The 23489-nt window shown below is 56.8% G+C and carries 22 protein-coding genes and 1 tRNA gene; 12 read left to right on the top strand and 11 right to left on the bottom strand.

The genetic code is table 11. The features are described 5' to 3' along the window. Positions 1-84: 84 nt before the first annotated feature. The 9 genes from GWA01_RS08270 to GWA01_RS08235 all read right to left on the bottom strand — a co-directional run bounded on the left by GWA01_RS08270 (position 85) and on the right by GWA01_RS08235 (position 9721). A complete protein-coding gene (locus GWA01_RS08270) occupies positions 85-1116 on the bottom strand; it encodes a fatty acid desaturase family protein (protein ID WP_146796203.1) in 1032 nt (343 codons plus the stop codon). Between the two features lie 344 nt (positions 1117-1460). After that, the gene (gene murA, locus GWA01_RS08265; protein ID WP_146796199.1) at positions 1461-2717 is read right to left on the bottom strand and encodes a UDP-N-acetylglucosamine 1-carboxyvinyltransferase; all 1257 of its coding nucleotides are present in this window, start codon (positions 2715-2717) and stop codon (positions 1461-1463) included. Between the two features lie 11 nt (positions 2718-2728). Continuing rightward, positions 2729-3280: a dCTP deaminase gene (dcd, locus tag GWA01_RS08260; RefSeq protein ID WP_146796194.1), complete on the bottom strand. Its 552-nt coding sequence runs from the start codon at positions 3278-3280 to the stop codon at positions 2729-2731. A 70-nt stretch (positions 3281-3350) separates the two neighbouring features. After that, entirely contained in the window at positions 3351-4259 is a 909-nt protein-coding gene (locus tag GWA01_RS08255) for a DMT family transporter (protein WP_146796187.1), read from the bottom strand. A 16-nt stretch (positions 4260-4275) separates the two neighbouring features. Beyond that, positions 4276-4452 carry a hypothetical protein gene (locus GWA01_RS13040; protein ID WP_186819516.1) on the bottom strand — a complete coding sequence of 59 codons (177 nt, stop codon included), beginning with the start codon at positions 4450-4452 and terminating at the stop codon, positions 4276-4278. Beyond that, a complete protein-coding gene (locus tag GWA01_RS08250; RefSeq protein WP_146797673.1) occupies positions 4442-5626 on the bottom strand; it encodes a glycosyltransferase family 4 protein in 1185 nt (394 codons plus the stop codon). Before GWA01_RS08250 ends, GWA01_RS13040 begins: the two co-directional genes overlap by 11 nt. A 235-nt stretch (positions 5627-5861) precedes the next feature. Then, entirely contained in the window at positions 5862-8072 is a 2211-nt protein-coding gene (locus GWA01_RS08245; protein ID WP_146796184.1) for a pyrroloquinoline quinone-dependent dehydrogenase, read from the bottom strand. Further along, positions 8072-8455, bottom strand: coding sequence for a glycerol dehydrogenase (locus tag GWA01_RS08240; protein WP_146796181.1), 384 nt, complete (start codon positions 8453-8455; stop codon positions 8072-8074). Before GWA01_RS08240 ends, GWA01_RS08245 begins: the two co-directional genes overlap by 1 nt. Positions 8456-8596: 141 nt before the next feature. Continuing rightward, positions 8597-9721, bottom strand: a complete 1125-nt coding sequence (locus tag GWA01_RS08235) for a hypothetical protein (RefSeq protein ID WP_371858443.1) — start codon at positions 9719-9721, stop codon at positions 8597-8599. 256 nt (positions 9722-9977) lie between these two features. On the opposite strand from GWA01_RS08235, the gene dnaK reads away from it, so the two are divergent. Together dnaK and dnaJ are read left to right on the top strand one after the other, a co-directional pair. Then, entirely contained in the window at positions 9978-11888 is a 1911-nt protein-coding gene (gene dnaK / locus GWA01_RS08230; RefSeq protein WP_146796178.1) for a molecular chaperone DnaK, read from the top strand. 119 nt (positions 11889-12007) lie between these two features. After that, on the top strand, positions 12008-13147 hold the full coding sequence (gene dnaJ / locus GWA01_RS08225; protein ID WP_146796175.1) for a molecular chaperone DnaJ: 1140 nt from the start codon (positions 12008-12010) through the stop codon (positions 13145-13147). 57 nt (positions 13148-13204) lie between these two features. Here dnaJ and GWA01_RS08220 read toward each other — a convergent pair whose 3' ends face one another. Then, positions 13205-13657 (bottom strand): RrF2 family transcriptional regulator, encoded by a 453-nt coding sequence (locus GWA01_RS08220; RefSeq protein WP_146796172.1) that lies wholly within the window; start codon positions 13655-13657, stop codon positions 13205-13207. Positions 13658-13735: 78 nt separating this feature from the next. On the opposite strand from GWA01_RS08220, the gene GWA01_RS08215 reads away from it, so the two are divergent. After that, the gene (locus GWA01_RS08215; protein WP_146796169.1) at positions 13736-14920 is read left to right on the top strand and encodes a globin domain-containing protein; all 1185 of its coding nucleotides are present in this window, start codon (positions 13736-13738) and stop codon (positions 14918-14920) included. Positions 14921-14929: 9 nt separating this feature from the next. On the opposite strand, the gene GWA01_RS08210 is transcribed toward GWA01_RS08215, so the two are convergent. Further along, entirely contained in the window at positions 14930-15535 is a 606-nt protein-coding gene (locus GWA01_RS08210) for an FMN-dependent NADH-azoreductase (RefSeq protein WP_146796166.1), read from the bottom strand. Between the two features lie 92 nt (positions 15536-15627). Between GWA01_RS08210 and GWA01_RS08205 the strand changes: the two genes are divergently transcribed. The 9 genes from GWA01_RS08205 to GWA01_RS08165 all read left to right on the top strand — a co-directional run bounded on the left by GWA01_RS08205 (position 15628) and on the right by GWA01_RS08165 (position 23353). Then, the gene (locus GWA01_RS08205; protein ID WP_146796163.1) at positions 15628-16026 is read left to right on the top strand and encodes a winged helix-turn-helix transcriptional regulator; all 399 of its coding nucleotides are present in this window, start codon (positions 15628-15630) and stop codon (positions 16024-16026) included. A 39-nt stretch (positions 16027-16065) separates the two neighbouring features. After that, positions 16066-16800, top strand: a complete 735-nt coding sequence (dapB, locus tag GWA01_RS08200) for a 4-hydroxy-tetrahydrodipicolinate reductase (RefSeq protein WP_146796160.1) — start codon at positions 16066-16068, stop codon at positions 16798-16800. A 258-nt stretch (positions 16801-17058) separates the two neighbouring features. Beyond that, positions 17059-18243: a methionine adenosyltransferase gene (gene metK / locus GWA01_RS08195; protein WP_146796156.1), complete on the top strand. Its 1185-nt coding sequence runs from the start codon at positions 17059-17061 to the stop codon at positions 18241-18243. A gap of 4 nt (positions 18244-18247) precedes the next feature. Further along, entirely contained in the window at positions 18248-18943 is a 696-nt protein-coding gene (trmB, locus tag GWA01_RS08190; RefSeq protein ID WP_146796153.1) for a tRNA (guanine(46)-N(7))-methyltransferase TrmB, read from the top strand. Positions 18944-18982: 39 nt separating this feature from the next. Then, positions 18983-20620: an electron transfer flavoprotein-ubiquinone oxidoreductase gene (locus GWA01_RS08185; protein WP_146796150.1), complete on the top strand. Its 1638-nt coding sequence runs from the start codon at positions 18983-18985 to the stop codon at positions 20618-20620. 108 nt (positions 20621-20728) lie between these two features. Continuing rightward, complete coding sequence (locus GWA01_RS08180; RefSeq protein ID WP_146797667.1) at positions 20729-21478, top strand: electron transfer flavoprotein subunit beta/FixA family protein; 750 nt, start codon at positions 20729-20731, stop codon at positions 21476-21478. After that, complete coding sequence (locus GWA01_RS08175; protein ID WP_146796147.1) at positions 21478-22386, top strand: FAD-binding protein; 909 nt, start codon at positions 21478-21480, stop codon at positions 22384-22386. The genes GWA01_RS08180 and GWA01_RS08175 overlap by 1 nt, the downstream gene beginning before the upstream one ends. 123 nt (positions 22387-22509) lie before the next feature. Continuing rightward, positions 22510-23220: a signal peptidase I gene (gene lepB, locus GWA01_RS08170; RefSeq protein ID WP_146796144.1), complete on the top strand. Its 711-nt coding sequence runs from the start codon at positions 22510-22512 to the stop codon at positions 23218-23220. Positions 23221-23276: 56 nt separating this feature from the next. Beyond that, positions 23277-23353 (top strand) — tRNA-Pro (locus tag GWA01_RS08165). The last annotated feature ends 136 nt before the right edge of the window (positions 23354-23489 follow it).

Below are 23489 nucleotides of genomic sequence, written 5' to 3'. Positions count from 1 at the left end.
AACAGAAAATACGACAGGATCTCAAAGAGCCAGTCGCCTGTTCAAATCAATATCGTGGCTGGACCGGACAGCCCCGACGTCATTTTATCGGACGGAGTAGAGATCCACCATTGTCTGGGTCTCTTCGTCCCACAACACGTTACTGCGTGCTTCCCGTATGCCATCACGCCAGGTGAGAATCTTTACGTTCTGGAATACGACATGTGCATCATGACAGGCCAGAAGGCGATAGTTTGGAATGCCCGGAGCGGCATGATGAACATGATGGACACCAATATCACCTGTAAACCAACGCATGATCCCCGGTAGCCGCAGAAACGAACAACCCGTCAGAACGGCATCGAAGGCGTTCCATTGTGGCTTCTTTGCCCACTGGACACCCTCGAACTTGTGCTGCACCAGAAACAGCCAAACTCCGGTTACGGCCGCTGGATAGATCACCATAAAGCTTACGATGGCGACAAACTTCAAACCCATCAACCAGACAAGTGCACCATATCCTAAAAGCAGGATAAGGTTGGTCAGATAAACGCCAAGACGTTCTTTCACCCAGTGTCGGGGCGTATCGAAGGCAATGCGATAAACAATAAAGAAGATGATGGGAGGCATTAAAAATACTGTAAGGGCAGGATTTTTGCTGGCCCGGTAAAGGTACTTCTTGATCGGAGTCATCTTCTGGTATTCAGAAACCGTAATGCAGTCTGAATACATATCAGAAAGCCGCCCGCGCGTGTCCATATTGTTCCATGACCCATGGTGCAGGCGGTGATGCTTTTTCCAGTGATCATAAGGTGTCAAGGTGAGCAGGGAGCACAGACGCCCGACAAAATCATTGGCCCATGAGGCTTTGAAAAGGGACCCATGTCCGCAGTCGTGCTGGAGGATAAACGTGCGGATGGATAGACCTGCAGCAAACGGCGTTATAGCCAGCGAAATCCACCATCCATGCATCAGGCCTGCATAGATCAGGACGTAGCTCCCCAGCAGCAGCCCGATGGTCGACAGAACCTGAAAGAGGCTGCGACCGAACTGGGAGCCCTGATACTTTCTTATCGAGTTGATTGGATCATCAGAACAACCTGAAGCTGCCAGTTCATGTGCCGCACGCTGTGTCATGATATTCCGAAAATTTCCTATAAAAAGATATAATTACGCTAATTATATTGAAAATTAACATTATCCATAAGAAATAATTGTGACAATATGTTTAAAACAAAAATAATTCTAGAAAAATTTAAAAATTTTATTTATGTTTTTTAATTTTAAAAATAAAATATTATTTCAATAGTTTTATAATTAATTTGTAAATTTTTACAGAACTAATAAATTAGTTATTTTAACAATATAGATATGCTAATTTTTGTATTTTAGTGTATTTAATATAAATCCCATCATCAAAAATACTAAAAAGGCCGATGGAATTCCACCGGCCTTTGTAAGAAATACTGTGGAAATCGCTATCAATCCGAGACGCGTGCAATGTCTGCCCCGCAGGCGGCAAGTTTGCGGTCCACGCCTTCATACCCGCGGTCGAGGTGGTAAATGCGACTGAGTTCCGTCTCTCCTTCCGCGGCCAGTCCAGCAAGGATAAGCGAGAAGGAAGCGCGCAGATCAGTTGCCATAACACGGGCACCAGACAGCTTGGACACACCCCGGATGATCGCCGAGCGGCCATGCGGATTGATGTTCGCACCCATGCGGTTCAGTTCTGGAACATGCATGAAGCGGTTTTCGAAAATCGTCTCGGTAATCAGGGATGCGCCTTCAGCAACGGACAACATGGCCATGAACTGGGCCTGCATATCCGTGGGGAAACCAGGATAAGGCTCTGTCATGATATCCACGCCGCGCAGCGGTCCGCGACGACGCACACGCAGGCCGCGCGCTTCCTCCTGAACCTCGACACCCGTTTCCTCAAGTGTACGGATAACGGACCCCAGATCGTCGGCACGACCGCCCAGCAGAAGAAGATCACCACCGGTGATACCGGCTGCGCACGCGTATGTGCCGCACTCGATCCGGTCTGGCATCACAGCATATTCGGCACCATGCAGAGCCTCTACGCCGTCAATGACGAGTGTCCCCGTTCCGGAACCCGAAATGCGTGCGCCCATGGCGTTAAGGCAATTTACGAGATCGCCAATTTCTGGCTCACGCGCAGCATTGACGATCTCGGTGCGACCCTTGGCAAGGGTCGACGCCATCAGCAGATTCTCAGTCGCGCCGACACTGGCAAACGGCAGGATAATGCGCTCACCCGTCAGGCCATTCGGGGCCCGGGCATTGATATAACCGTTTTCGAGCGTGATCTCGGCGCCAAGTGTTTCCAGACCCTTGAGATGCATGTCGACCGGGCGTGTGCCGATCGCACAGCCTCCGGGAAGCGAGACCTTGGCTTCGCGGGCACGCGCGAGCAGCGGGCCCAGAACAAGGATCGAAGCACGCATCTTGGAGACAATGTCGTATGGCGCCTCAACGGACGCGATTTCGCCTCCGATGGAAAGCGTCCGCGGCCCGACATCCTCAACTGAAGGCCCGAGACCCGTAATCAGGTCTCGCATGGTTGTGATATCTGCAATGCCAGGAACATTGGACAGGACAAGCCGCTCTGACGTCAGCAAACCGGCGACCATAAGTTTGAGGCCGGAGTTCTTTGCGCCCCCGATCTCGATTTCTCCGGTCAGACGGCGGCCGCCGCGGATAATGAAACGGTCCATGGTGGCAATCCTCAGAGACGCGGGGTCGTTACGCCAGACTGGCGCATGTATTTTCCGGCACGATCAGCGTAGCTGACTTCACAAGGGCTCGCGCCCTGGAAGAACAGGAACTGGCAGATGCCCTCATTTGCATAAATACGCGCAGGAAGCGGCGTTGTGTTGCTGATCTCGATTGTGACCTGCCCTTCCCATTCCGGCTCAAGCGGGGTCACATTCACGATAATGCCACAGCGCGCATAGGTGGACTTGCCAAGGCAGACCACGAGCGTGTCACGCGGGATGCGGAAATACTCAACCGTGTGCGCAAGAGCGAAGCTGTTTGGCGGAATGGTGATGTCACCAGTGCGGGTAACAAAACTGTTCGCAGCGAAGTTCTTGGGGTCCACAATTGCGCTGTCGACGTCCGTGAAGATCTTAAAGTCCTCCGCAACGCGTGCGTCATAACCATAGGAAGACAGACCGTAGGAAATGACGCCCTCTCGCTTCTGGGCCTCCACAAACGGTTCGATCATTCCCTTCTCTCGGGCCATCTGACGAATCCAGGTGTCAGGCATGATCGACATGGGGGGAACTCCTGCGCTTTAAGGTCGTCCTGCTCTACCGACAGGCCGCCACTCACGCAATGTTTCAATGTTAATCAGTCTGCCCGATTCTGTCTGCGGATGAGGCTTTACGGCGCCATGTAGGGCGCATTTCACTGGCAACGACACCCGCAATAATAAATGCAGCCCCCAGAAGAGTGGTCGGTGGCAAGGCGTCTCCTGCCAGTCGCCCGACAATCCCACCCCAGACAGGCTCCCCAGCATAAATCAGAGTCGCTTTCGTCGCGGAGACTGATTTCTGTGCCCAGTTCATAACCAGTTGCACGAGCGCGCTCAGACCGCCCAGCACAAGCGCACAGACAATCCACACCCATGAGAAGCCCGGAACCCCCTCACCCGCGACAGGCATCACGCACAAAGCCATGAGACCGCCGGAAACAAGCTGCACGACGGTAATGCGTCTGCTGTCCACACCCTTCGCGAACATGCTGATGAAAATAATTTCCAGAGCAATGGCCAGAGTGGCGAGAACCGTCAGGAATTCCCCGTGTCCAAGCGTCAGATGACCGGCGGCTGGCCCGGCGAGCAGGACCAGCCCCGCAAACGCCAGACCAATTCCTATCCAGCTCATCAAATGCGGCGCACGACGAAAAATCAGCCACTGAAAGATAGGTACAACCGGGACGTAAAACGCGGTGATAAAGGCGGAGCGACTACTGCTGATATATTGCAGGCCAGCACTTTGCAGCGCGTATCCTGTGGACAGAACGACGCCGATCAACGTTCCTGCCCAGATCTCACGGCGTGTGAAGCCAAACATCCGTTTCCCCGCCAGCAGCGCTACGAAGGCGCCCGCGAACAGGAAGCGCATCCCCACGAAAAACAACGGCCCTGCAAAGCGCATTGCTTCGTGCAGTACGAGAAATGTGCCGCCCCAGAGTGCGGTTACACCAATCAGGGCAAATTCCTGAACCGTGGGAACGGAGAACCGCTGTTTCATACGCCGTAGACCTGCCTTAGGCGTCGTTGGAAGATGCTGGCGCTTCTACAGGGCGCGCACGCTGCTGCTGCTTGCGGCGAAGGAGGTTCGCACGCAGGGCTTTTGCCTCCAGTTCCTGACGCTTACTCTGCGCGGCCTGTGCTTTCTCAGTGACGTGCAGGGGCTTCGACCCTGACTCCTTATCAGTGCTCATGCGTATTTCCATCAAAAATTGCGCGCATCTGCGTGCCCAGAAGTTCGTCATATACCCCGAGCGTCGCGGACTGCATCAGGCGTGTCGTGTAATGGCGCAATACATGAGCACGTGCGTTCTCCGCCAGATAATCAAGCGCCTCCTGATCCAAATTCAGCACCGCAGCGAGAGCATCTGCGAGCGCCACCGGATCACCCGGTGCAACGACAAGGCCGGTTTCGTTTGGCAGTACCGTTTCCATCATTGCGCCCTGGGCACTTCCGATAACCGGACAGCCCATCATCTGCGCCTCGACCAACACACGCCCAAACGGCTCAGGCCGAAGCGACGGCGCCACCACGACAGAGGCCAGCGAGCACGCAGCAGGCATATCGGTGCAGGTCCCTGCAAAACGCAGATTTTCTGAAACCCCGAGCGCCTCGGCCTGCTCCAGAAGCGCTTTTGCGAACTTTTGATCCTTCGCAGGCCCTGCAAGGACACAAACCCAGGGCGCAATATCCATCTTTTGCAAATGTGCCAGCGCTGCGACCAAGACACGTTGCCCCTTCCACGGCGTCAGGCGTGCAGGCATGAGAATTATTCTGACGCCATCAGGGACATTCCACTGTTCGAGAAGTGCCAGAATCCGTTCGCCGGAAACCTGTGCAGGATCGAAGATCGATGGATCAGCGCCGCGCGGAATTGTCCGCAGGCGATCCGGCCCCACGCCATATTCTTCCGTCAGTCGCTTGCTGATGAACCGGGAGATTGCGATCACCCGCGCACCACGCGCCAGCACTGAATTATAGCGCTTTTTCCCCCACCAACGTGCTCCGTGCACGCCATGCCAGGTCGTGACCAGAGGCACCCCTTCCCTCCGGCAGGCCAGCCAGGCCACCCACGCCGGAGCACGCGAGCGCGCATGCACGAGATCAACGCCATTCTCACGGATGATCCGCTGAAGATCACGGGCGCGGCGGCGAATGGCGAAGGGTGATTTGGACTTAAGATCCAGCGCGAGGTGTTTCGCGCCAGCATGCCGCAGATGAACCAGCAAAGGGCCCTGACGGGATGCCACGAGCGCCTCTCCGCCGCCCTGCACGATGGCATCGGCAATTTCAATGGCGCCGCGCTCCAGCCCACCCATAGTGAGAGCAGGAAGAACCTGAAGGATAACGGGAGTTCGGGCGGTCATGGAGATGGGCAGGCCGTACTGAGAGTGATCATTCCAAGCGGACGAAACCTTCGCAACGGAAAGAAGCCCGCATCCTGATCTGAAGACGGCCCGGTCATTGCACAACCGAACACGATCACTCATCGGGAAACCGCGAAAATCTGCCCAAAAAAAGGCTCCTGACTATTGCTAGCACAGGAGCCCAATTCTGACGACAGACGGTGACGGACGGGGATTAACCGTCCGTCAGGAAGTCTCAGCCTTTCTTTTCAGGCAGGGCGTAAACGACCAGCTGATCGGAAACCGGCGTCATCATGAAGTGATGACCGCCTGCCATGATCGCAACGTACTGACGACCATTGGCCTCATAGGTCATTGGGTTGGCCTGTCCGCCACCTGGCAGGACCGCACTCCAGACCACCTTGCCGGTATGCTCATCGATTGCACGGATCTGGTTGTCCGTTGCAGCAGCAATGAACACAAGACCACCACCCGTGACCACTGAACCACCGTTATTCGGCGTACCAATTGTCCATGGCAGGAAGGTCGGCAGGCCCCATGGACCATTCGCACGGGCCGTGCCCAGCGGATGCTGCCACAGTACTTTCTGGCCGTGCTTCATGTCGATGGCGGTGATCATGCCGTAAGGCGGCTTGTTGCACATCATGCCTGTGTACTGATCCCAGAATGGCGTCACGACGATGCCATACGGAGTTTCAGACATTGCGCCATTGCCTTCTGCGCCGCCGCCCTTCGGATTGAAGTTGGGCGAATCAACCGGCAGGAGGCCAAGCTTGTCAGCTTTCTTGCGATCGACGAGCTGGTCGTACATCGGCGTGACGTTCCAGTTCGCAATCAGGATGCCGCTCTTGGGGTCGTAGGACATCGAGCCCCAGTCACTGCCACCGTTATAGCCTGGATACTCGATCCACGGCTTGTCGATGCTCGGTGGCGTGAATTCACCCACATAGTTCGCACGACGGAATTTCAGGCGGCAGAAGAGCTGGTCAATCGGAGACATTCCCCACATGTCCGACTCCTTGAGGTCGGGCACACGAAGCTCCGGCATTCCAACAGACCAGGGCTGAGTGGGCGACCGTGGGTCACCGGCGACCATACCCGGCGACGGGGCCGGACGTTCCTCGACTGGCAAGATGGGCTTGCCGGTACGACGATCCAGAACGAAGGTCTGGCCGCGCTTGGTCGGCATGATCAGCGCAGGAACCGTATCGCCGTTCGGACCAGGCATATCCATCAGCGTGGCCTGAGAACCGATATCGTAGTCCCAGACATCCTTATGAACGGTCTGGAATACCCAACGTGGGGAACCGGTTTTGACGTCAATCGCCACAACGGCAGAAGATACTGCGTTTTCGGCAGGGCTACGCAGGGCGCTGTAATAGTCCGAAGCGGAATTTCCGGTCGGGACGTAAACGAGGCCCAGGGCATTATCACCCGTCATCGCAGCCCAGGAATTGGGCGTACCACGGCTGTAGTGCTTGCCGGGTTCAGGCTGATTATGATTGTCGGGGTTGTTGACGTCCCAGGCCCAGACGAATTTTCCAGACTCGGCATCGTAGCCACGGATCACACCAGATGGTGCCCAGCGACGCTGACCGTCGAGCACTTCATGATTGACGACGATCACGCCATTCACGATCGGAGGCGGTGTGGTCATGGATACGAAACCCGGAACGGACTCGCCCATACCCTGCATCAGATTGATCTGACCGTTGAAGCCAAACGTCGAGCAAGCCTTGCCCGTGTCTGCATCCACCGCGATCAGCCGCATATCGAGCGTAGACTCGAGAATACGATGATGGCAGGGCTGCCCCTCGGGAATGGTGGATGATGTGTAATAAACGACGCCCTTGCACGCTGCCGTGTAAGGAATGGAGTGATATTTCACGCCTGCGTTATAGCGCCAGATTTCGTGCCCGTTGGTAGGGTCGAGCTTCATCATGTCGTTCATGGCTGAACACATGTAGAGGCCATCACCAACCTTGATTGGCGTTGTCTCGGCAGCCCATTTATTTGCCTGCCCAGCACGCGGGTAGCTGCCGGTATGGTAAACGAAAGCCTGTTTCAGCTGGCTGGCATTTTCAGGAGTGATTTGGTCCAGCGGCGAATAGCGGGTCTGGTGGTCGTCGCGGCCATAGGCCACCCAGTCTCCACGTGCCGGATCTGCGCTTTCCTGCGGTGCCATCTGAGGCACTTCAGCAGGATCAATTGCAGGATTGTCCGGAAGATTAGCGGCGTTCACACCCGCTTTCTGAGGAGCAAACGGGGAAGGTGGCGCGAAAAAGCCCTTCTCAACCGGGGTTTCTGCTGTTGGCTCGTGGGCATTACCCGGGCCCGGCACAGCGGCCGTAGGCTCATCAGGCTTGGCAAACTGAGCATGGGCGAGAAGCGGCGTACAGGCCAGCGTCAGGCTGGCAACTGTAGCGAAAAGATAAGACCTGCGCATCAGATCGCTCCTCCGACGGTCGTACGACGCGCTTCCATACGGCGCAGTACCGGAATGGCGCAGACAACAAGAATACCAAGAATTGTTGGCCCGAATACGCGGGGCAGAAGACCAACCGGGTCTACGCCAACCTCGTAAAATGCCCAGAGCCACGTACCAGCGAGAGCCGCAAGATAAAGGAACGCTCCGAGCAGACGGCTCATGAGAATCAGCACACCTGCCGCAACAACGACTATTCCACAAATGACGTAGTAGTCAGAGCCGCCCAGCATGGCGAGCTGTGCACCCATGATGACCATGGGTAGACCCAGCAGAATGATGACAATGGCGAGCGCCAATGTCAGCCATTCAGCAGGTTTTCTGCTGCCAAAATTGTTCGACATGATATTGTCTCCTGAATCAGTCTCGTGGACCGTAAATCCATCAATTCACGAGGACCATCGTCTTTTTGACGCGAACTGGTGACAATATCGTGTAGTTACATAGAGCTTCAAATTATAGAAATACGAAAACCTATACTTCCATTACCCGGCAGGGATAGTCACGACAGCTCCCGTGGCATGACTGGTCGCGGCTAATGCGCTCAGCACCTGAACCATCGTAAATCCCAGTTTGCTCTGGAAATCCCGGTCATCTATCCAGAACCAGCGGTTATTATACTGTACGGCATCGTAACGTGATTCAGGCGCCTCTTTACCGGAATGAATTACGACTTCCGGCCTGTTCTCGATACCCACCTGCCCAATCGTAGGCGGCGTACGACCGCTTTTGATATCTTCTTCGGGAACTTCAACCTCGTATGCAAGCTGCGACAGCATGGCCAGCATTGAGCGCGTCAGGATGGCGATCTGCCCCGGACGCTTGGGGTATGGACCGTAAACGATCTCCGCTTCAGTCGACTGCGCATCAAGGTGCAACAGTCGGCGCACTTCTGCCTGAATATTTAAAAGATTGCTGTCTGACGTGGATGAAAGCACCAGATAAGCGTGCTCCGTCGTCGACTGCTTGGGATCGTCGTGCTTGTGCGCCCCATCACCATCGACGGGAGGCGGCGCATCTGTGGTGATACGAACCGTCATCGCGCCTGCAATCTGAAGCTGACGCAGATCATGCAATAAAAGGTAGAATCGCACTGAGCCGCCACCAAACGGCCCGGCACCCAACCCGCGAACATTGGAGAGCCCATCAATGGACTGAGCAGTCAGGCGCAGGAGTGTATCGATCGGGAGACCACCGAGGCTCAGGGGCATGATGACGGTAGGCGAGATCGGACGAATAATATTCTCGGCGTATTGCTGACCTGTTACCGGCTGGTATGTGAAGGTCGGACTTTCGCCGATGGACATGCTCCCGCTGCCAAACAGATAATTTCCGACAGCAGTGGCGGGATATGCGTAAAAACCGCCGCTAACACTCTTGGAAACGCTGTAGCCCGCAATCACCTGTGTCGTGTCCAGGAAAGTCGGGGGATCTGCGTAGCGCAGACGTACGATGTTCAGAAGCATCTCGTGCTTTTGAACATCGCCCAGAGCACGGGAATATTCCAGCTGGTCATTCTGCAGGCGTGACGGACCGATCGGCCCACAGCCAGAGAGGGACAGAAGCGAGAATGCGAGAACGGCAGGAAGGAGCTGGCGATACACTGGCATGGTTAAGTGCCAGACTGGACCATTCGGCTCCAAAGCGGAAGCCATAACCCGAGCACCTCCCCTGTGAAGAAGGTGTGAAAAGCGTAAAATGTAATGCAACGTTCTGAAAAAGATGGGACATACAGCCTTGAAACACATCTCAGGCTTGCCTAAATCTTCTATCGGAACACGGGCCTGTGATGGGTCCGCCAGATATCACGAGGGTTCGCTCCGGTGCCTGACAGGGCCGGAACGGGCCGCTGAATAGGACTGATATATGAGCAAAGTCATCGGTATTGATCTCGGTACAACCAATTCGTGCGTTGCAGTGCGCGAAGGTGACGAGACACGGGTCATCGAGAACAGCGAAGGCGCCCGCACGACGCCGTCCATGGTTGCATTCACCGAGGGCGGTGAGCGTCTTGTAGGACAGGCAGCCAAGCGTCAGGCCGTTACGAACCCGACCAACACACTTTATGCCGTCAAGCGCCTGATCGGCCGTCGTTACGACGACCCGACTGTTGCCAAGGACAAGGGCATGGTCCCGTACGAGATCGTACAGGGCGATAACGGTGATGCATGGGTTCGCGCTCGCGGCGAGAACTACGCTCCTTCGCAGATTTCCGCGTTCGTTCTGGGCAAGATGAAGGAAACCGCTGAGGATTATCTCGGCGAGAAGGTGACGCAGGCCGTCATCACTGTTCCTGCATACTTCAACGATGCCCAGCGTCAGGCAACGCGCGACGCAGGTCGTATTGCTGGCCTCGAAGTTCTGCGCATCATCAACGAGCCAACCGCAGCGGCTCTGGCCTATGGCCTTGGCAAGCGCGATTCCGGCACTGTTGCAGTTTACGATCTTGGTGGCGGCACGTTCGACGTTTCCGTTCTGGAAATTTCCGACGGCGTGATCGAAGTGAAATCCACGAACGGTGATACGTTCCTGGGTGGCGAAGATTTCGACAACCGCATCATCGCTTTCCTTGCTGACGAGTTCAAGAAGGACCAGGGCATTGACCTGCGTGGCGACAAGCTTGCCCTGCAGCGCCTGAAGGAAGCCGCTGAAAAGGCAAAGATCGAGCTTTCCTCCTCCAAGGAAACCGAAATCAACCTGCCGTTCATCACGGCCGACGCTTCCGGTCCGAAGCATCTCGTTGTCAAGCTGAGCCGCGCAAAGCTTGAGAGCCTTGTCGAAGACCTGATCCAGCGTACGCTCGGCCCGTGCCGTGCAGCCATCAAGGACGCTTCGGTTTCCACAAGCGAGATCGACGAAGTCATCCTCGTTGGCGGCATGACGCGTATGCCGAAGGTCATCGAGATCGTTAAGGAGTTCTTCGGCAAGGACCCTGCCCGCAACGTGAACCCCGACGAAGTCGTGGCAATCGGTGCAGCTGTTCAGGGCGCTGTCCTGAAGGGTGATGTCAAGGACGTCCTGCTCCTCGACGTGACACCACTGTCGCTGGGCATCGAGACGCTGGGTGGCGTGTTCACCCGTCTGATCGATCGCAACACGACGATCCCGACGAAGAAGAGCCAGACCTTCTCCACAGCTGAAGACAACCAGAACGCCGTGACCATCAAGGTCTTCCAGGGCGAGCGTGAGATGGCAGCGGACAACAAGCTGCTTGGCAACTTCGATCTTCAGGGCATTGCTCCGGCTCCGCGCGGCGTTCCGCAGATCGAAGTCACGTTTGATATCGATGCGAACGGTATCGTCAGCGTGTCCGCCAAGGACAAGGCAACGAACAAGGAACAGCAGATCAAGATCCAGGCTTCCGGTGGCCTGTCCGACGGCGACATCGACCGCATGGTCAAGGAAGCCGAAGCAAACGCATCTGCTGACAAGGCAAAGCGTGAGCTAGTCGAACTGCGCAACAGCACCGAGAGCATGATCCACCAGACCGAGAAGTCCCTTACCGAAGGTGGCGACAAGGTTCCGGCGGCTGAGAAGTCTGAAGCCGAAGCAGCGATTGCGGCAGCACGCGAAGCTCTGGCTGGCGACAATGCAGAGACGCTCAAGACTGCAAGCGAGCACCTGACGCAGGTTGCCATGAAGGTCGGTCAGGCCATGTATCAGGCCGGCGAAGGTCAGCCGGGCGCAGAAGGCGCTGCGGCTGGTGAAACGCCCAAGGACGAGAACGTTGTGGACGCCGACTTCGAAGACGTCGACGACAACCACGGCAAGCACTGATCGGGCGACTATTCCGGGTAGGCCATAAAGGCCCGCCCGGACTGTTTCTCTACGGGCGCCCGTTCCCGCAAGGGGGTGGGCGCCGTTCTTGTTTCCGGCCCTCGCGATAAGGACCGTCCATGGCTACGAAAATCGACTATTACGAAATTCTGGAGGTTACCCGCACAGCATCTGCGGATGACCTCAAGAAGGCTTATCGCAAACAGGCAATGCGGTTTCATCCGGACCGCAACCCTGGTGATGATGCTGCCGAGCACAAATTCAAGGAAATCAACGAAGCCTATGACATCCTGAAGGATGATCAGAAGCGCGCGGCCTATGACCAGTATGGTCACGATGCCTTCGAAGGCGGCGGACCCGGTGGCATGGGCGGCGGGTTTGGCGGTTTCGGTGGCGGCGGACTGGGCGACATCTTTGACCAGATGTTCGGCGACATGATGGGTGGCCGCCGTGGCGGTGGACGTCGTAGCGGCGCAGATGTTCAGGTGCAGGTCGAGATCAGCCTGACAGAAGCGTTTTCCGGCGTTTCCAAGCCTGTTGAAGTGCGGACCCGCGTCAAGTGCGAATCCTGCCACGGAAGCGGCTCGGCGGACCCGAATGCTGGCAGTTCGACGTGCCCTACCTGCCATGGCGCAGGCAAGGTCCGCGCGCAGCAGGGCTTTTTCCTCGTCGAGCGCCCCTGCCCTACCTGTAATGGTTCAGGCAAGACCATCAGCAATCCCTGCAAAGTCTGTCATGGCGCAGGCACGCAGGCCAAAACCGAAACGATCGACATCGATATCCCCGCTGGTGTCGAGGACGGGACCCGCATCCGCCTTTCAGGCAAGGGTGAAGCTGGTGGCGAAGGCGTACAGCCGGGCGATCTGTATGTGCATGTCTCGGTTCAGACACATCAGATTTTCCAGCGCGACGGGGCAAACGTCTATTGCCGCGTGCCGCTTCGCATGACGCAGGCTGCACTGGGTACGGAAGTGGAAGTTCCCGTTATTGACGGAGGCCGGACGAAGGTTCGTATTCCTGCGGGAACACAGACTGGCGAGCAGTTCCGTCTGCGCAGCAAGGGCTTTTCCGTGCTCCGCTCGTCTGCTCGTGGCGATATGTACATTCAGGTATCCGTGGAAACACCGCACCACCTGACGAAACGCCAGCGCGAACTTCTTGAGGAGTTTGAGCAGGAGGCAGGCGGCGACCATGCAAAAGCCAGCCCCGAAAGCGCCGGTTTCTTTTCCAAGGTCCGCGACTTTTTCGAAGGCCGCTAAGGACAGCAAAACTCTCCGCTTCGGGACACCGGGGCGGAGAGTTGCTTTTTTTGAAGACTATTTAAGCTCGCCCGAAGGCAGCAGCCCGAAGAGCTGAGCTTCCTGGCCAGTCAGCAGATCCGCAAGCGTATAGCGGTCTAGCACAGCCAAAAATGCACCCAGCGCCTCGCGCAGTGCTCCACGCAGAACGCAGGCGGGCCGGAGCGCACAGGGCCTTCCATTGGCGTTTTTTCCATCACAATCCACGAGCGCCATGTCATCTTCGGTATATCGGACCACTTCGCCGATACAGATGTCCTTTGCGTCCCTTGCAAGCAGAATGCCACCACCGCGCCCACGCATCGTGTGGATGAAACCACCCTGCCCCAGCCGGTGCACCACCTTGACCAGATGATTTTCCGAAATGCCGTAAGCCTGTGCGATGTCGCGGATGGAGACGCGTGTTTGCGGCTGAGTTCCGAGGAAAATCAGCGTTCTCAGTGCATAATCCGTGTGAACAGTCAGGCGCATAAGCGAGTCTCTGCCAGATTGACAGAAACGTGTCACGTTTAATAAGGTGTATTTAATATACATCTTATGAGGTTCTGTATGTCTTCCCCATCTTCCAGCGGTGCGCTGACGCCAGAGACGGTCGCCATCATCAAAGCCACCATCCCGGCACTCGAAGCCCATGGGCTGGACATCACATCGGAAATGTATCGGAGATTACTGGCCGATCCAGCGATCCGCGAGATGTTTGATCCCACTCATCAGGCTAGCGGGGCCCAGCCACGCGCCCTCGCAATGGCCGTTCTTGCCTATGCACGACATATCGATGATCTGGGCGTTCTGGGCAGCGCCGTTGAACGCATTGCACAAAAACACGCCAGCCTTGAAATCCTGCCAGAACACTACCCGCATGTGGCAACCGCCCTGATCGGTGCAATCACACAGGTTCTGGGTGATGCAGCCACGCCGGAAATTCTGGATGCGTGGGGAAAAGCATACTGGGCTCTCGCAAATATCCTGATCGGCCGTGAACATCAGATCTATGACGCCAGCACTCATGCCGCAGGCGGCTGGACCGGATGGCGGGATTTTACGATCACGAGCACGACGCAGGAATGCGAAGGGGTCACCTCACTGCACCTCAAGCCGGTAGATGGCAAGCCAGTCATAAAGGCGCTGGCGGGCCAGGCGCTGGGTGTAGATCTGGATGTGCCGGGTCATGGCCAGACACGCAGAAACTACAGCATCACCTCCACACCCGGCACTGATGGCTACCGAATCAGCGTTAGGCATGTTGAGGGAGGTATTGTTTCAAGCTGGCTGAACAGCGCAGACTGCGTACAGCATGTTGTGCGCCTCTCACCGCCTGCGGGGAATTTTACACTTCCGGCAGACAGATCTGCTCCTATGACGCTGCTATGTGCGGGCATCGGGATCACACCGTTTCTGCCCATGCTCGAACTTATTGCAGAAGACCCGTCTAGCGCCCCTGTCACGCTCGTTCAGATCGCCCACTCGGCACAGGCAACACCTTTTGCGGCGCGTATTGCTGAATTGTCTGCAGCATCGAATGGGCGCATCCGCGTAGAAACGCGGCTTACAGCCAGCGAGGGGCGCCCCTGCGCAACATGGGCCGCCTCATTCGTCCCACAAGGCGCGTCCTGTTACGTCTGTGGTCCGGCTGGTTTCATGCGGGATATGATCACGGGTCTGCAAAAAGCCGGCATCCCTGCCGAACGTCTGCGCTATGAGACATTCGGCCCTGATACCGGCCTTACAGCCTGAGTTCAGGCGTTAGAGCGCAGCGATCTGGCGCTGCGCGTCTTCCAGAATACGGGCGCGGTCCGCACCACCATTCGCCGCAAGACCTTCGGCTTCAATGACGGTCACATCCGTGATTCCCATGAAGCCGAAGACGGCCTTCAGGTAGCTTTCCTGATGTTCGAGAACAGCAGCCGGAGAGCCCTCGGAATAGACACCACCACGCGAAACAGCGAGGATCAGCTTCTTTCCGGCAGCCAGGCCTTCAACGCCGTTCGGGCCATAGCGGAATGTCTGACCGGCGACGATGATGCGGTCGAGCCATGTCTTGAGCTGGCTCGGAATGCCCAGATTATACATTGGCGCGCCAATAACGAGGACATCTGCTGACAGGAACTCCTTCAGCGCATACTGGCTCAGCTCCGCATCCTTGCGGGCCACAGGGTCTTCCGGCAGTTCCGTACTACGACCTGGCAACCAGGCAGACGTCAGATGGCCAAGAGGCTCGGCAGCGACGTCATGATAGACAACATCCAGATCCGGGTTTTGCGCGCGGTAATGCGCCACGATAGCGGCTGTCAAAACGCGGCTGGCAGAATAGCCACCCAGAATGCTCGAATCGATTTGTAGCAGTTTCATCTTTTCACTTCCGGTTCCTGATCGTAACCAGCATCACATAAGGAACCTTTTGCGTATGGCCGCAAGAAGGCACATGAGGGAACCATAGGCACATGGATGTTAGCGCCACCGAAATCAGTGCACCAACACAGGCACAGCCACACAACACCAATGACTGTGAAACAGTGCGAGCCATTCTGGCACGAACCGGCGACAAATGGAGCGTTCTCATCGTCAAGATGATGGGAAGCGGCCCCCAGCGCTTCAGCGCATTGCGCCGCGGCATTACAGGCATTTCACAGCGAATGTTGACACTGACCCTGCGCAATCTGGAGCGCGACGGCCTAGTGCTCCGCACCGTAACCCCCAGCACTCCTCCGCGCGTGGATTACGAACTGACAAGGCTCGGGCATTCGCTCTGGATCATCATGGAGTCTTTTGGGCAATGGGCCATTGCCCATCGCTCGGAAATCGAGACAGCACGCGCACGTTTTGATGCCCGAAACCACTGAAGCCTTGCCCTCTATCGTCCTTGAGGCCATGACACACCCATGAAGACCCCACGCATCGGCATCGCCGGCATCACTGGCCGACTGGGCTCCCTCTGTGCCGAGGAGGCAGGAAGTGCGCTCTCGGTCGGGCTTTCCCGTTCAGCGGATGAAGCACGCAACATCACGAACGATGCGGCAGAATTTGCATGCTCGTGTGATGTCGCAATTGACGTCAGCCATGCAGCGAATGTTGTAGGACATGCACGTATTTTTGCAGATGCGGGATGCGCCTGGGTTCTGGGGACGACCGGCCTTGACGCCACAGCGCAGGCTGCTGTGCATGAGGCCGCCAAACGCATCCCCGTCCTGCAGGCCGCCAATTTTTCGCCCGCGCTAACGCTGTTTCTGGACCTTGCAAAACAACTCGGTGCAGGTCTACCGCAATACGATGCGGAAATCGTCGAGACGCACCATCGCCAGAAACTGGATGCCCCCTCAGGAACCGCCCTCGCCATCGGACGTGCGGTGGCAGAAGGTCGAGGCGTAAAGCTCGAAGACGTGGCAAGAATGGATGCAAACGGGCTCCGTCCAGACGGAGCCATCGGCTTTGCGGCCCTGCGTGGGGGCCAGATTGTTGGCGAGCATGATCTGGTGCTTTTAGCCGCAGACGAACAGATCACCCTGTCCCATCGCGCACTTGATCGCCGCGTATTCGCGCGGGGCGCTCTCATGGCTGCACGCTGGCTCTCCGGTCGTCCGGCCGGACTATACAGCATGGCAGACGCCCTGCGCTGATTGTCCGTTCATGCCTTGAAAATCGAGTCGGTCTCTCGTCTTAAAAGGCGCAACAGAGGCACCTGATACATAGCGGCGTTCATGGTATTCCAAGGACGGAAAGCTGCCTCAGAGAGGCGGATGGAGGATCCCATATCGTGACTGGGTCTTGACCCACAGGCTCAATTCGGCCAAGCCGTGCGTTCCCTGACGCCGTAGCTCCGCCAGAAATGGCGATTTGCGGCCCTTTTCACCACTCATTCCCTGCGAGGTCCCTGAGTGCGCAATCACGGCGATTTCCTTTTCACCTCCGAATCCGTTTCCGAGGGTCACCCCGACAAGGTAGCGGATCGTATTTCCGATACCGTGCTGGACGCTTACCTTGAGGCGGATCCGGAAGCCCGCGTCGCCTGTGAGACGATGGTCACGACCAATCGCGTCATTCTGGCAGGCGAGGTCCGTGGCCCCAAGGCTGTTGAAGACACCCTGATCGACCGCGCACGCGAGGCCATCAAGGACATTGGCTACGACCAGGAAGGTTTCTCCTGGAAGAAGGCCGACATCACATCTTACCTTCATGCACAGTCTGCTCACATCGCCCAGGGCGTTGATAGCAGCGGCGAGAAGGATGAAGGCGCAGGCGATCAGGGCATCATGTTTGGCTTTGCCACGCGTGAAACCGAGCACCTGATGCCAGCGCCTCTGTATTACGCGCAGACAATCCTCGAGCGTATCCGTGACTACCGCAAGAACGGCGACGCCCGCGGTGTTGGCCTTCTGCCGGACGCGAAGAGCCAGGTCACCCTGCGCTACGTAGACGGCAAGCCGGTCGGCGCAACGTCTGTCGTGATTTCTACGCAGCATGTTGAAGAAATGCGCCAGAACACGATCCGCGAAATGCTTCGTGAAGTTGTTCGCGAAGTCCTGCCGGAAGGCTGGATGTGCCCTGAGCACGAGTTCTACGTGAACCCAACCGGCCTTTTCGTGATTGGTGGCCCGGACGGCGATGCAGGCCTCACCGGCCGCAAGATCATCGTGGACACATACGGCGGCGCAGCACCACACGGTGGCGGAGCATTCTCTGGCAAGGACCCCACGAAGGTGGATCGTTCGGCAGCTTATGCCGCACGCTATCTTGCAAAGAACGTTGTTGCAGCAGGTCTTGCAGACCGTTGCACCATCCAGCTCAGCTACGCCATTGGCGTCTCCAAGCCGCTTTCGGTCTATGTTGACCTCGACGGTTCGGGCAAGGATGTGGATGAAAATCGTCTGGGCGAAATCCTCAACGAAACCGTTGATCTTTCTCCGCGCGGCATCCGCAAGCACCTGCGCCTGAACCGTCCGATCTACACCGAGACCTCGGCATATGGCCATTTCGGTCGCGTTCCTGATCTCGCGCGTGACAACTTCACGTGGGAACAGACGGACCTGGTGGACACCCTCCGCAGCGCACTGAACAGGTAAGACCCTGACACAGTCTCTTAAACCTCAGCCGGAGCGGCTATACGGCCGCCAACGCGGTCATCCGCTCCGGGCAAGACAGCAGGCACTTCTTGAGAAGGCCCTGCCACGTCTCACGTTGGCCACGCCGAAAAACCCGCATGCAGGTTTTTCCGACGCGGTTTCGCGCGTTTTTCTCGAAATCGGTTTTGGGGGTGGCGAACACGCCGTTGGCCAGGCCGAACTAAACCCGGATGTCGGTTATATCGCCTCCGAGGTTTTCGAGAACGGATTATGCTCCCTGCTCTCCCGGCTTGTGCCGGAAGGCGAGGAAGAAAACGCCGTCCCACCGCCGCATTTCCGGATCTGGCCCGAAGATGCCCGCATTCTTTTGCGGGACCTTCCAGATCAAAGTCTGGATCAGGCCTATCTGATGTTTCCAGATCCGTGGCCCAAGGCCCGACATGCGAAGCGCCGCTTCGTACACCCGGAAAACATCGTACAGATGGCGCGCGTCCTGAAGCCCGGTGCTGTATGGCGCGTCGCAAGTGATCATCCTGTCTATCAGGAGTGGGTCACTGAAGTGATGGGCAATCAGGACCTGTTTGACGCGCCGCCACCAGCGACAGAGCGCCCGGAGGGCTGGTCCCCCACGCGCTATGAGGCCAAGGCCTTCCGGGAAGGACGTTTCCCTTTCTACTGGACTTTCACACGGCGCCCCTGAGGTGCCTCTCATGCACAACATCAGCGAGTTCCTGACATCATGACCCAAATCGAACGCGAAGAAATGGAATTCGATGTTGTGGTGGTCGGTGGCGGTCCTGCCGGTCTGGCCGCAGCAATACGCCTGCGCCAGATCGCGCCCGAAACATCCGTATGCCTGATTGAAAAGGGCAGCGAGATCGGCGCGCACATTGTCTCGGGCGCGGTCATAGAGCCTCGCGCACTGGAAGAACTCCTCCCTGACTGGCGTGATCGCAACGCGCCCCTCCGTACGCCCGTGACAGAAGAGCACATGCTCTATCTCACACCCCATCGCGCCATTAATATACCCGCGCTGGACCGCGTGATGCCTCATATGAACAATCACGGAAATTTCGTGGTGTCGCTCGGTGAAGTGTGCCGCTGGCTGGGAGAGCAGGCTGAAGAGGCCGGTGTCGAGATTTATCCGGGATTCTCAGGCGCTGAACTCCTGATTGAGAACAACCGCGTTGCCGGCATCATTACAGGCGACATGGGAATTGAACGTGACGGAACGCAGGGTGGCAATTTTGCCCCCGGTATGATCCTGCGCGCAAAACAAACCATCCTGACAGAAGGCGCACGAGGCTCCCTGAGTGCTCATGCCATGCAGCGCTTCGGCCTTCGGAAGGGTGTAGAGTCACAGACATACGCTCTGGGCATCAAGGAAGTCTGGGAAATTCCCAAAGAGAACCATCGCCCTGGATTGGTTCAGCACAGCTTCGGCTGGCCGCTGGACGATCACACCTATGGCGGCGCATGGCTTTACCATTTCGGCGAAAACCTGGTCAGCTACGGTTTCGTCACAGGTCTCGATTACGCAAACACCTATCTCTCCCCATTCGAAGAGATGCAGCGGACCAAGCTGCACCCTGCGTTTCGCAAGCATTTTGAGGGCGGAAAGCGCATCATCTATGGCGCCCGCGCCCTCTCGGAAGGTGGTTTCCAGTCCATTCCGCGCCTGAGTTTCCCCGGCGGTGTTCTGGCGGGCGATTCCGCTGGCTTCCTGAACGTCCCTAAAATCAAGGGCACGCATACAGCCATGAAGTCCGGCATGCTTGCCGCAGAAGCCGTAGCTGAGGCACTCACAAAAGATACTACCGAGGCTTCAACCTTCACGGCTCTCGTGAAAGACTCCTGGCTCTGGTCAGAGCTGCGCGATGTCCGCAATATCCGCCCGGCTTTCTCGAAATGGGGGATGAAACTCGGTGCATTGTATTCCGGGATCGACAGCATGATCTTCAGGGGTCGCACGCCTTGGACCCTGCATCATCCACATGCAGATAATGAGACACTCAAGCCTGCAGCTCTCTGTAAAAAAATTGCCTACCCGAAGCCTGACAACAAGCTGACATTTGACCGGGTAAGCTCAGTGTTCCTGAGCAGCACGAACCACGAAGAGAACCAGCCAGTACACCTCAAGCTGCGGAATCAATCCATCTGGCGCACCGTGAATCATGATGTATTTGATTCGCCGGAGAGCCGTTACTGCCCGGCTGGCGTGTACGAACAGGAGCAGGATGGAACAGAGTGGAATCTGCGGATCAACGCGCAGAACTGCGTTCACTGCAAAACCTGTGATATCAAGGACCCCACGCAGAATATCGAATGGTGCACCCCCGAGGGCGGCGGCGGCCCTAATTACCCGGTAGGCATGTAGCGCAAGCCTGCACCAAACGACGGTAACCTGCCCCGGGTGTGACTTTCGCAGCAACCGGGGTTACGATGCCGTCCGATTTTCCAGCGGCGACAGCAGCGAAAGATGACGATGAAGGTTCTGGTTCCAGTCAAACGGGTGGTCGATTACAACGTCAAGGTACGTGTAGCGGCCGATGGTAGCGGTGTCGAAACTCAGGGCGTGAAAATGTCCATGAACCCTTTCGACGAGATTGCAATCGAAGAAGCCGTACGACTTCGTGAAAAAGGCGCCGCTACGGAAGTTGTGGCCGTATCCATCGGTGTGCAGGCATCTCAGGATACACTCCGAACAGCTCTGGCAATGGGCGCAGATCGCGCAATCCTGATCCGTACGAATGAGACGCTTGAGCCTTTGGCTGTTGCAGGTCTTCTCAAAATCATCGTGGAGCGCGAAGCACCTGGTCTTGTCTGCATGGGCAAGCAGGCGATTGACGACGACATGAACGCTACTGGCCAGATTCTGGCAGCAAAACTGGGCTGGCCCCAAGGCACATTCGCAAGTGCCGTCACGATTGCAGATGGTCGCGCTGAAATCGCGCGCGAAATCGATGGTGGCACCGAAGTGATTTCGCTCGCGCTTCCTGCGGTTGTCACGGCGGATCTACGCCTGAACGAGCCTCGATACGCGTCCCTGCCGAACATCATGAAGGCACGCAAGAAGCCACTGGAAACGCTGGACGCAGCAGATCTCGGTGTTGATCTCGCCCCACGCCTGACGATTGTTTCCGTTGCTGAGCCGGCGGAACGCAAAGAAGGCGTCAAGCTCAACAGCGCGGCCGAACTGGTCGAAAAGCTCAAGACAGAAGCGAAGGTGATCTGATGACCGCTCTTGTTCTGCTCGAAATCGAGCATGGTGAAGTCCGTCAGGCATCGCGCTCAGCGGTCGCCGCAGCCTCCCGGTTTGGTGACGTCGATGTCATCGTTCTAGGCGAAGGCGCCGAAGCCGCAGCACGTCTTCCCGGCGTCAGAAACGTTCTAAGTGCCGCCTCCCTGACGCATGATCTGGCCGAACCCGCAGCCGCACTGCTGGCAGCACATACCTCGGGATACAGTCACGTCGTTGCAGCGGCATCGGCGGGTGGCAAAAATATCCTGCCCCGCCTTGCAGGCCTTCTGGACGTGCAGCCGATCCCGGAAGTTGTGGAAATCAAGGATGAAAATACTTTCGTCCGACCGATTTATGCAGGAAACGCACTCGCAACCGTGCGCTCCAGCGACACGATCAAGGTCCTGACGATTCGTGGCTCCAGCTTTGATCCCGTCTCAAAAGAAGGTGGTTCTGCCACAATCCAGACGCTCAATGCTCCCGCAACCGAAGATTTCTCCCGCTTTGTAAGGGTCGAACTGTCCAAGTCCGATCGCCCCGAACTAGAATCTGCCCGAGTGGTTGTTTCTGGCGGAAAAGGCATGAAGGACGCAGAGCACTTCAAGCTGCTTGAACCACTTGCAGACAAACTGGGTGCTGCAATCGGCGCGTCTCGCGCAGCGGTCGATTCCGGCTTTGCGCCCAATGAAATGCAGGTTGGCCAGACCGGTAAGATCGTTGCGCCAGAGCTGTACATTGCACTGGGTCTTTCCGGCGCGATCCAGCATCTTGCTGGAATGAAAGACAGCCGCGTTATCGTGGCCATCAATATGGACCCTGAAGCCCCGATCTTCCGCGTTGCTGATTACGGTATCGTCGGTGACCTCTTCACGATCCTCCCGGAACTTGAAAAAGCTCTCTGAAGTTTTTTCTTTGGGTGATCCGCAATATGACGGATCACCCGTTTTTCCCTGACGCATCCTTGCGTGAGATTAACTTGCTCTGCTCTCCCCTCATGGCATCGTGTTGCCAGAGGAGAAGCAGTCATGACCCTGCGAAATGCCCTTCAGAACGCCCTTTCCATATGTGGCGCTCTGGTTTTTTCACTGTCGATTCATTCTGCCGTTGCGGCGAGTTACACCGTCCCGTCTGCTTCAATGGAACCCACTTTGATGATCGGGGATCATATTGGCGTAGTGATCCCTCAATACGGCTTCAGTACCGCCAACCTTCCTTTCGGGAATCTCCTGCACAGTCCTGAAGGTGGTAATTCACGCCTCTTTGGCCACATGCCTTCCCGTGGAGACGTTATCGTTTTCCGCGCTCCAGCCAGCCCAAAGGATACTTGGGTCAAACGTGTTATTGGCCTTCCAGGGGATCGTATAGAACTCCGAGGCGGCCGAGTTCTGATCAACGGAACAATGCTCCCATGGAAAGACGAAGGTACGTTCCGTGAGGAAAGTTCCAAAGGTATCTGGCAAACTGCAGAGCAGTACGACGAGACACTGCCTGGCAACCATCACCATAAAATCCTAAAAATGCAGGAGAATGGACAACTGGACGATATTGCGCCGTTTACTGTGCCTTCTGGTCGTCTTTTCGTTATGGGGGATAATCGGGACAATTCCGCTGACTCGCGGGTGCCGGTCTCCGATGGCGGCGTAGGGTTACTACCTTTGTGGAACGTCACAGGTCGGGCTATTGAAGTTCTGTGGTCCTGGCATCATCCCACCAGAGTGATAATTTCTCTGGCATAAATTGGCTACACCTCTTGCACACCCGGCTGAACAGGCGTAGGAGAAGCGCCGTCGGCCGGAGTGTAGCTCAGCCTGGTAGAGCACTGTGTTCGGGACGCAGGGGCCGGAGGTTCGAATCCTCTCACTCCGACCAGCCGATAAAAAGCTAAGCACTTTTTATCGAGCAGCGCATACTTTCCTGAAAAATAATTGATATTTCCATGTGAGAGCGATGCCCTACTCACACCCAGCTAACCTTGCCTGAAAGCAAGCGCGCAAGCTGCATCGCC

The organism is Gluconobacter wancherniae NBRC 103581, assembly GCF_007988885.1.
Taxonomy (GTDB): Bacteria; Pseudomonadota; Alphaproteobacteria; order Acetobacterales; family Acetobacteraceae; genus Gluconobacter; species Gluconobacter wancherniae.
This window is presented reverse-complemented; position numbering and strand designations above follow the sequence as displayed.

Excerpts from the sequence above, each read along its gene's own strand:
- GWA01_RS08270 (WP_146796203.1), bottom strand. The coding sequence starts at position 1,116 with ATGACACAGCGTGCGGCACATGAACTGGCAGCTTCAGGTTGTTCTGAT.
- murA (WP_146796199.1), bottom strand. The coding sequence starts at position 2,717 with ATGGACCGTTTCATTATCCGCGGCGGCCGCCGTCTGACCGGAGAAATC.
- dcd (WP_146796194.1), bottom strand. The coding sequence starts at position 3,280 with ATGTCGATCATGCCTGACACCTGGATTCGTCAGATGGCCCGAGAGAAG.
- GWA01_RS08255 (WP_146796187.1), bottom strand. The coding sequence starts at position 4,259 with ATGAAACAGCGGTTCTCCGTTCCCACGGTTCAGGAATTTGCCCTGATT.
- GWA01_RS13040 (WP_186819516.1), bottom strand. The coding sequence starts at position 4,452 with ATGAGCACTGATAAGGAGTCAGGGTCGAAGCCCCTGCACGTCACTGAG.
- GWA01_RS08250 (WP_146797673.1), bottom strand. The coding sequence starts at position 5,626 with ATGACCGCCCGAACTCCCGTTATCCTTCAGGTTCTTCCTGCTCTCACT.
- GWA01_RS08245 (WP_146796184.1), bottom strand. The coding sequence starts at position 8,072 with ATGCGCAGGTCTTATCTTTTCGCTACAGTTGCCAGCCTGACGCTGGCC.
- GWA01_RS08240 (WP_146796181.1), bottom strand. The coding sequence starts at position 8,455 with ATGTCGAACAATTTTGGCAGCAGAAAACCTGCTGAATGGCTGACATTG.
- GWA01_RS08235 (WP_371858443.1), bottom strand. The coding sequence starts at position 9,721 with ATGCCAGTGTATCGCCAGCTCCTTCCTGCCGTTCTCGCATTCTCGCTT.
- dnaK (WP_146796178.1), top strand. The coding sequence starts at position 9,978 with ATGAGCAAAGTCATCGGTATTGATCTCGGTACAACCAATTCGTGCGTT.
- dnaJ (WP_146796175.1), top strand. The coding sequence starts at position 12,008 with ATGGCTACGAAAATCGACTATTACGAAATTCTGGAGGTTACCCGCACA.
- GWA01_RS08220 (WP_146796172.1), bottom strand. The coding sequence starts at position 13,657 with ATGCGCCTGACTGTTCACACGGATTATGCACTGAGAACGCTGATTTTC.
- GWA01_RS08215 (WP_146796169.1), top strand. The coding sequence starts at position 13,736 with ATGTCTTCCCCATCTTCCAGCGGTGCGCTGACGCCAGAGACGGTCGCC.
- GWA01_RS08210 (WP_146796166.1), bottom strand. The coding sequence starts at position 15,535 with ATGAAACTGCTACAAATCGATTCGAGCATTCTGGGTGGCTATTCTGCC.
- GWA01_RS08205 (WP_146796163.1), top strand. The coding sequence starts at position 15,628 with ATGGATGTTAGCGCCACCGAAATCAGTGCACCAACACAGGCACAGCCA.
- dapB (WP_146796160.1), top strand. The coding sequence starts at position 16,066 with ATGAAGACCCCACGCATCGGCATCGCCGGCATCACTGGCCGACTGGGC.
- GWA01_RS08185 (WP_146796150.1), top strand. The coding sequence starts at position 18,983 with ATGACCCAAATCGAACGCGAAGAAATGGAATTCGATGTTGTGGTGGTC.
- GWA01_RS08180 (WP_146797667.1), top strand. The coding sequence starts at position 20,729 with ATGAAGGTTCTGGTTCCAGTCAAACGGGTGGTCGATTACAACGTCAAG.
- GWA01_RS08175 (WP_146796147.1), top strand. The coding sequence starts at position 21,478 with ATGACCGCTCTTGTTCTGCTCGAAATCGAGCATGGTGAAGTCCGTCAG.
- lepB (WP_146796144.1), top strand. The coding sequence starts at position 22,510 with ATGACCCTGCGAAATGCCCTTCAGAACGCCCTTTCCATATGTGGCGCT.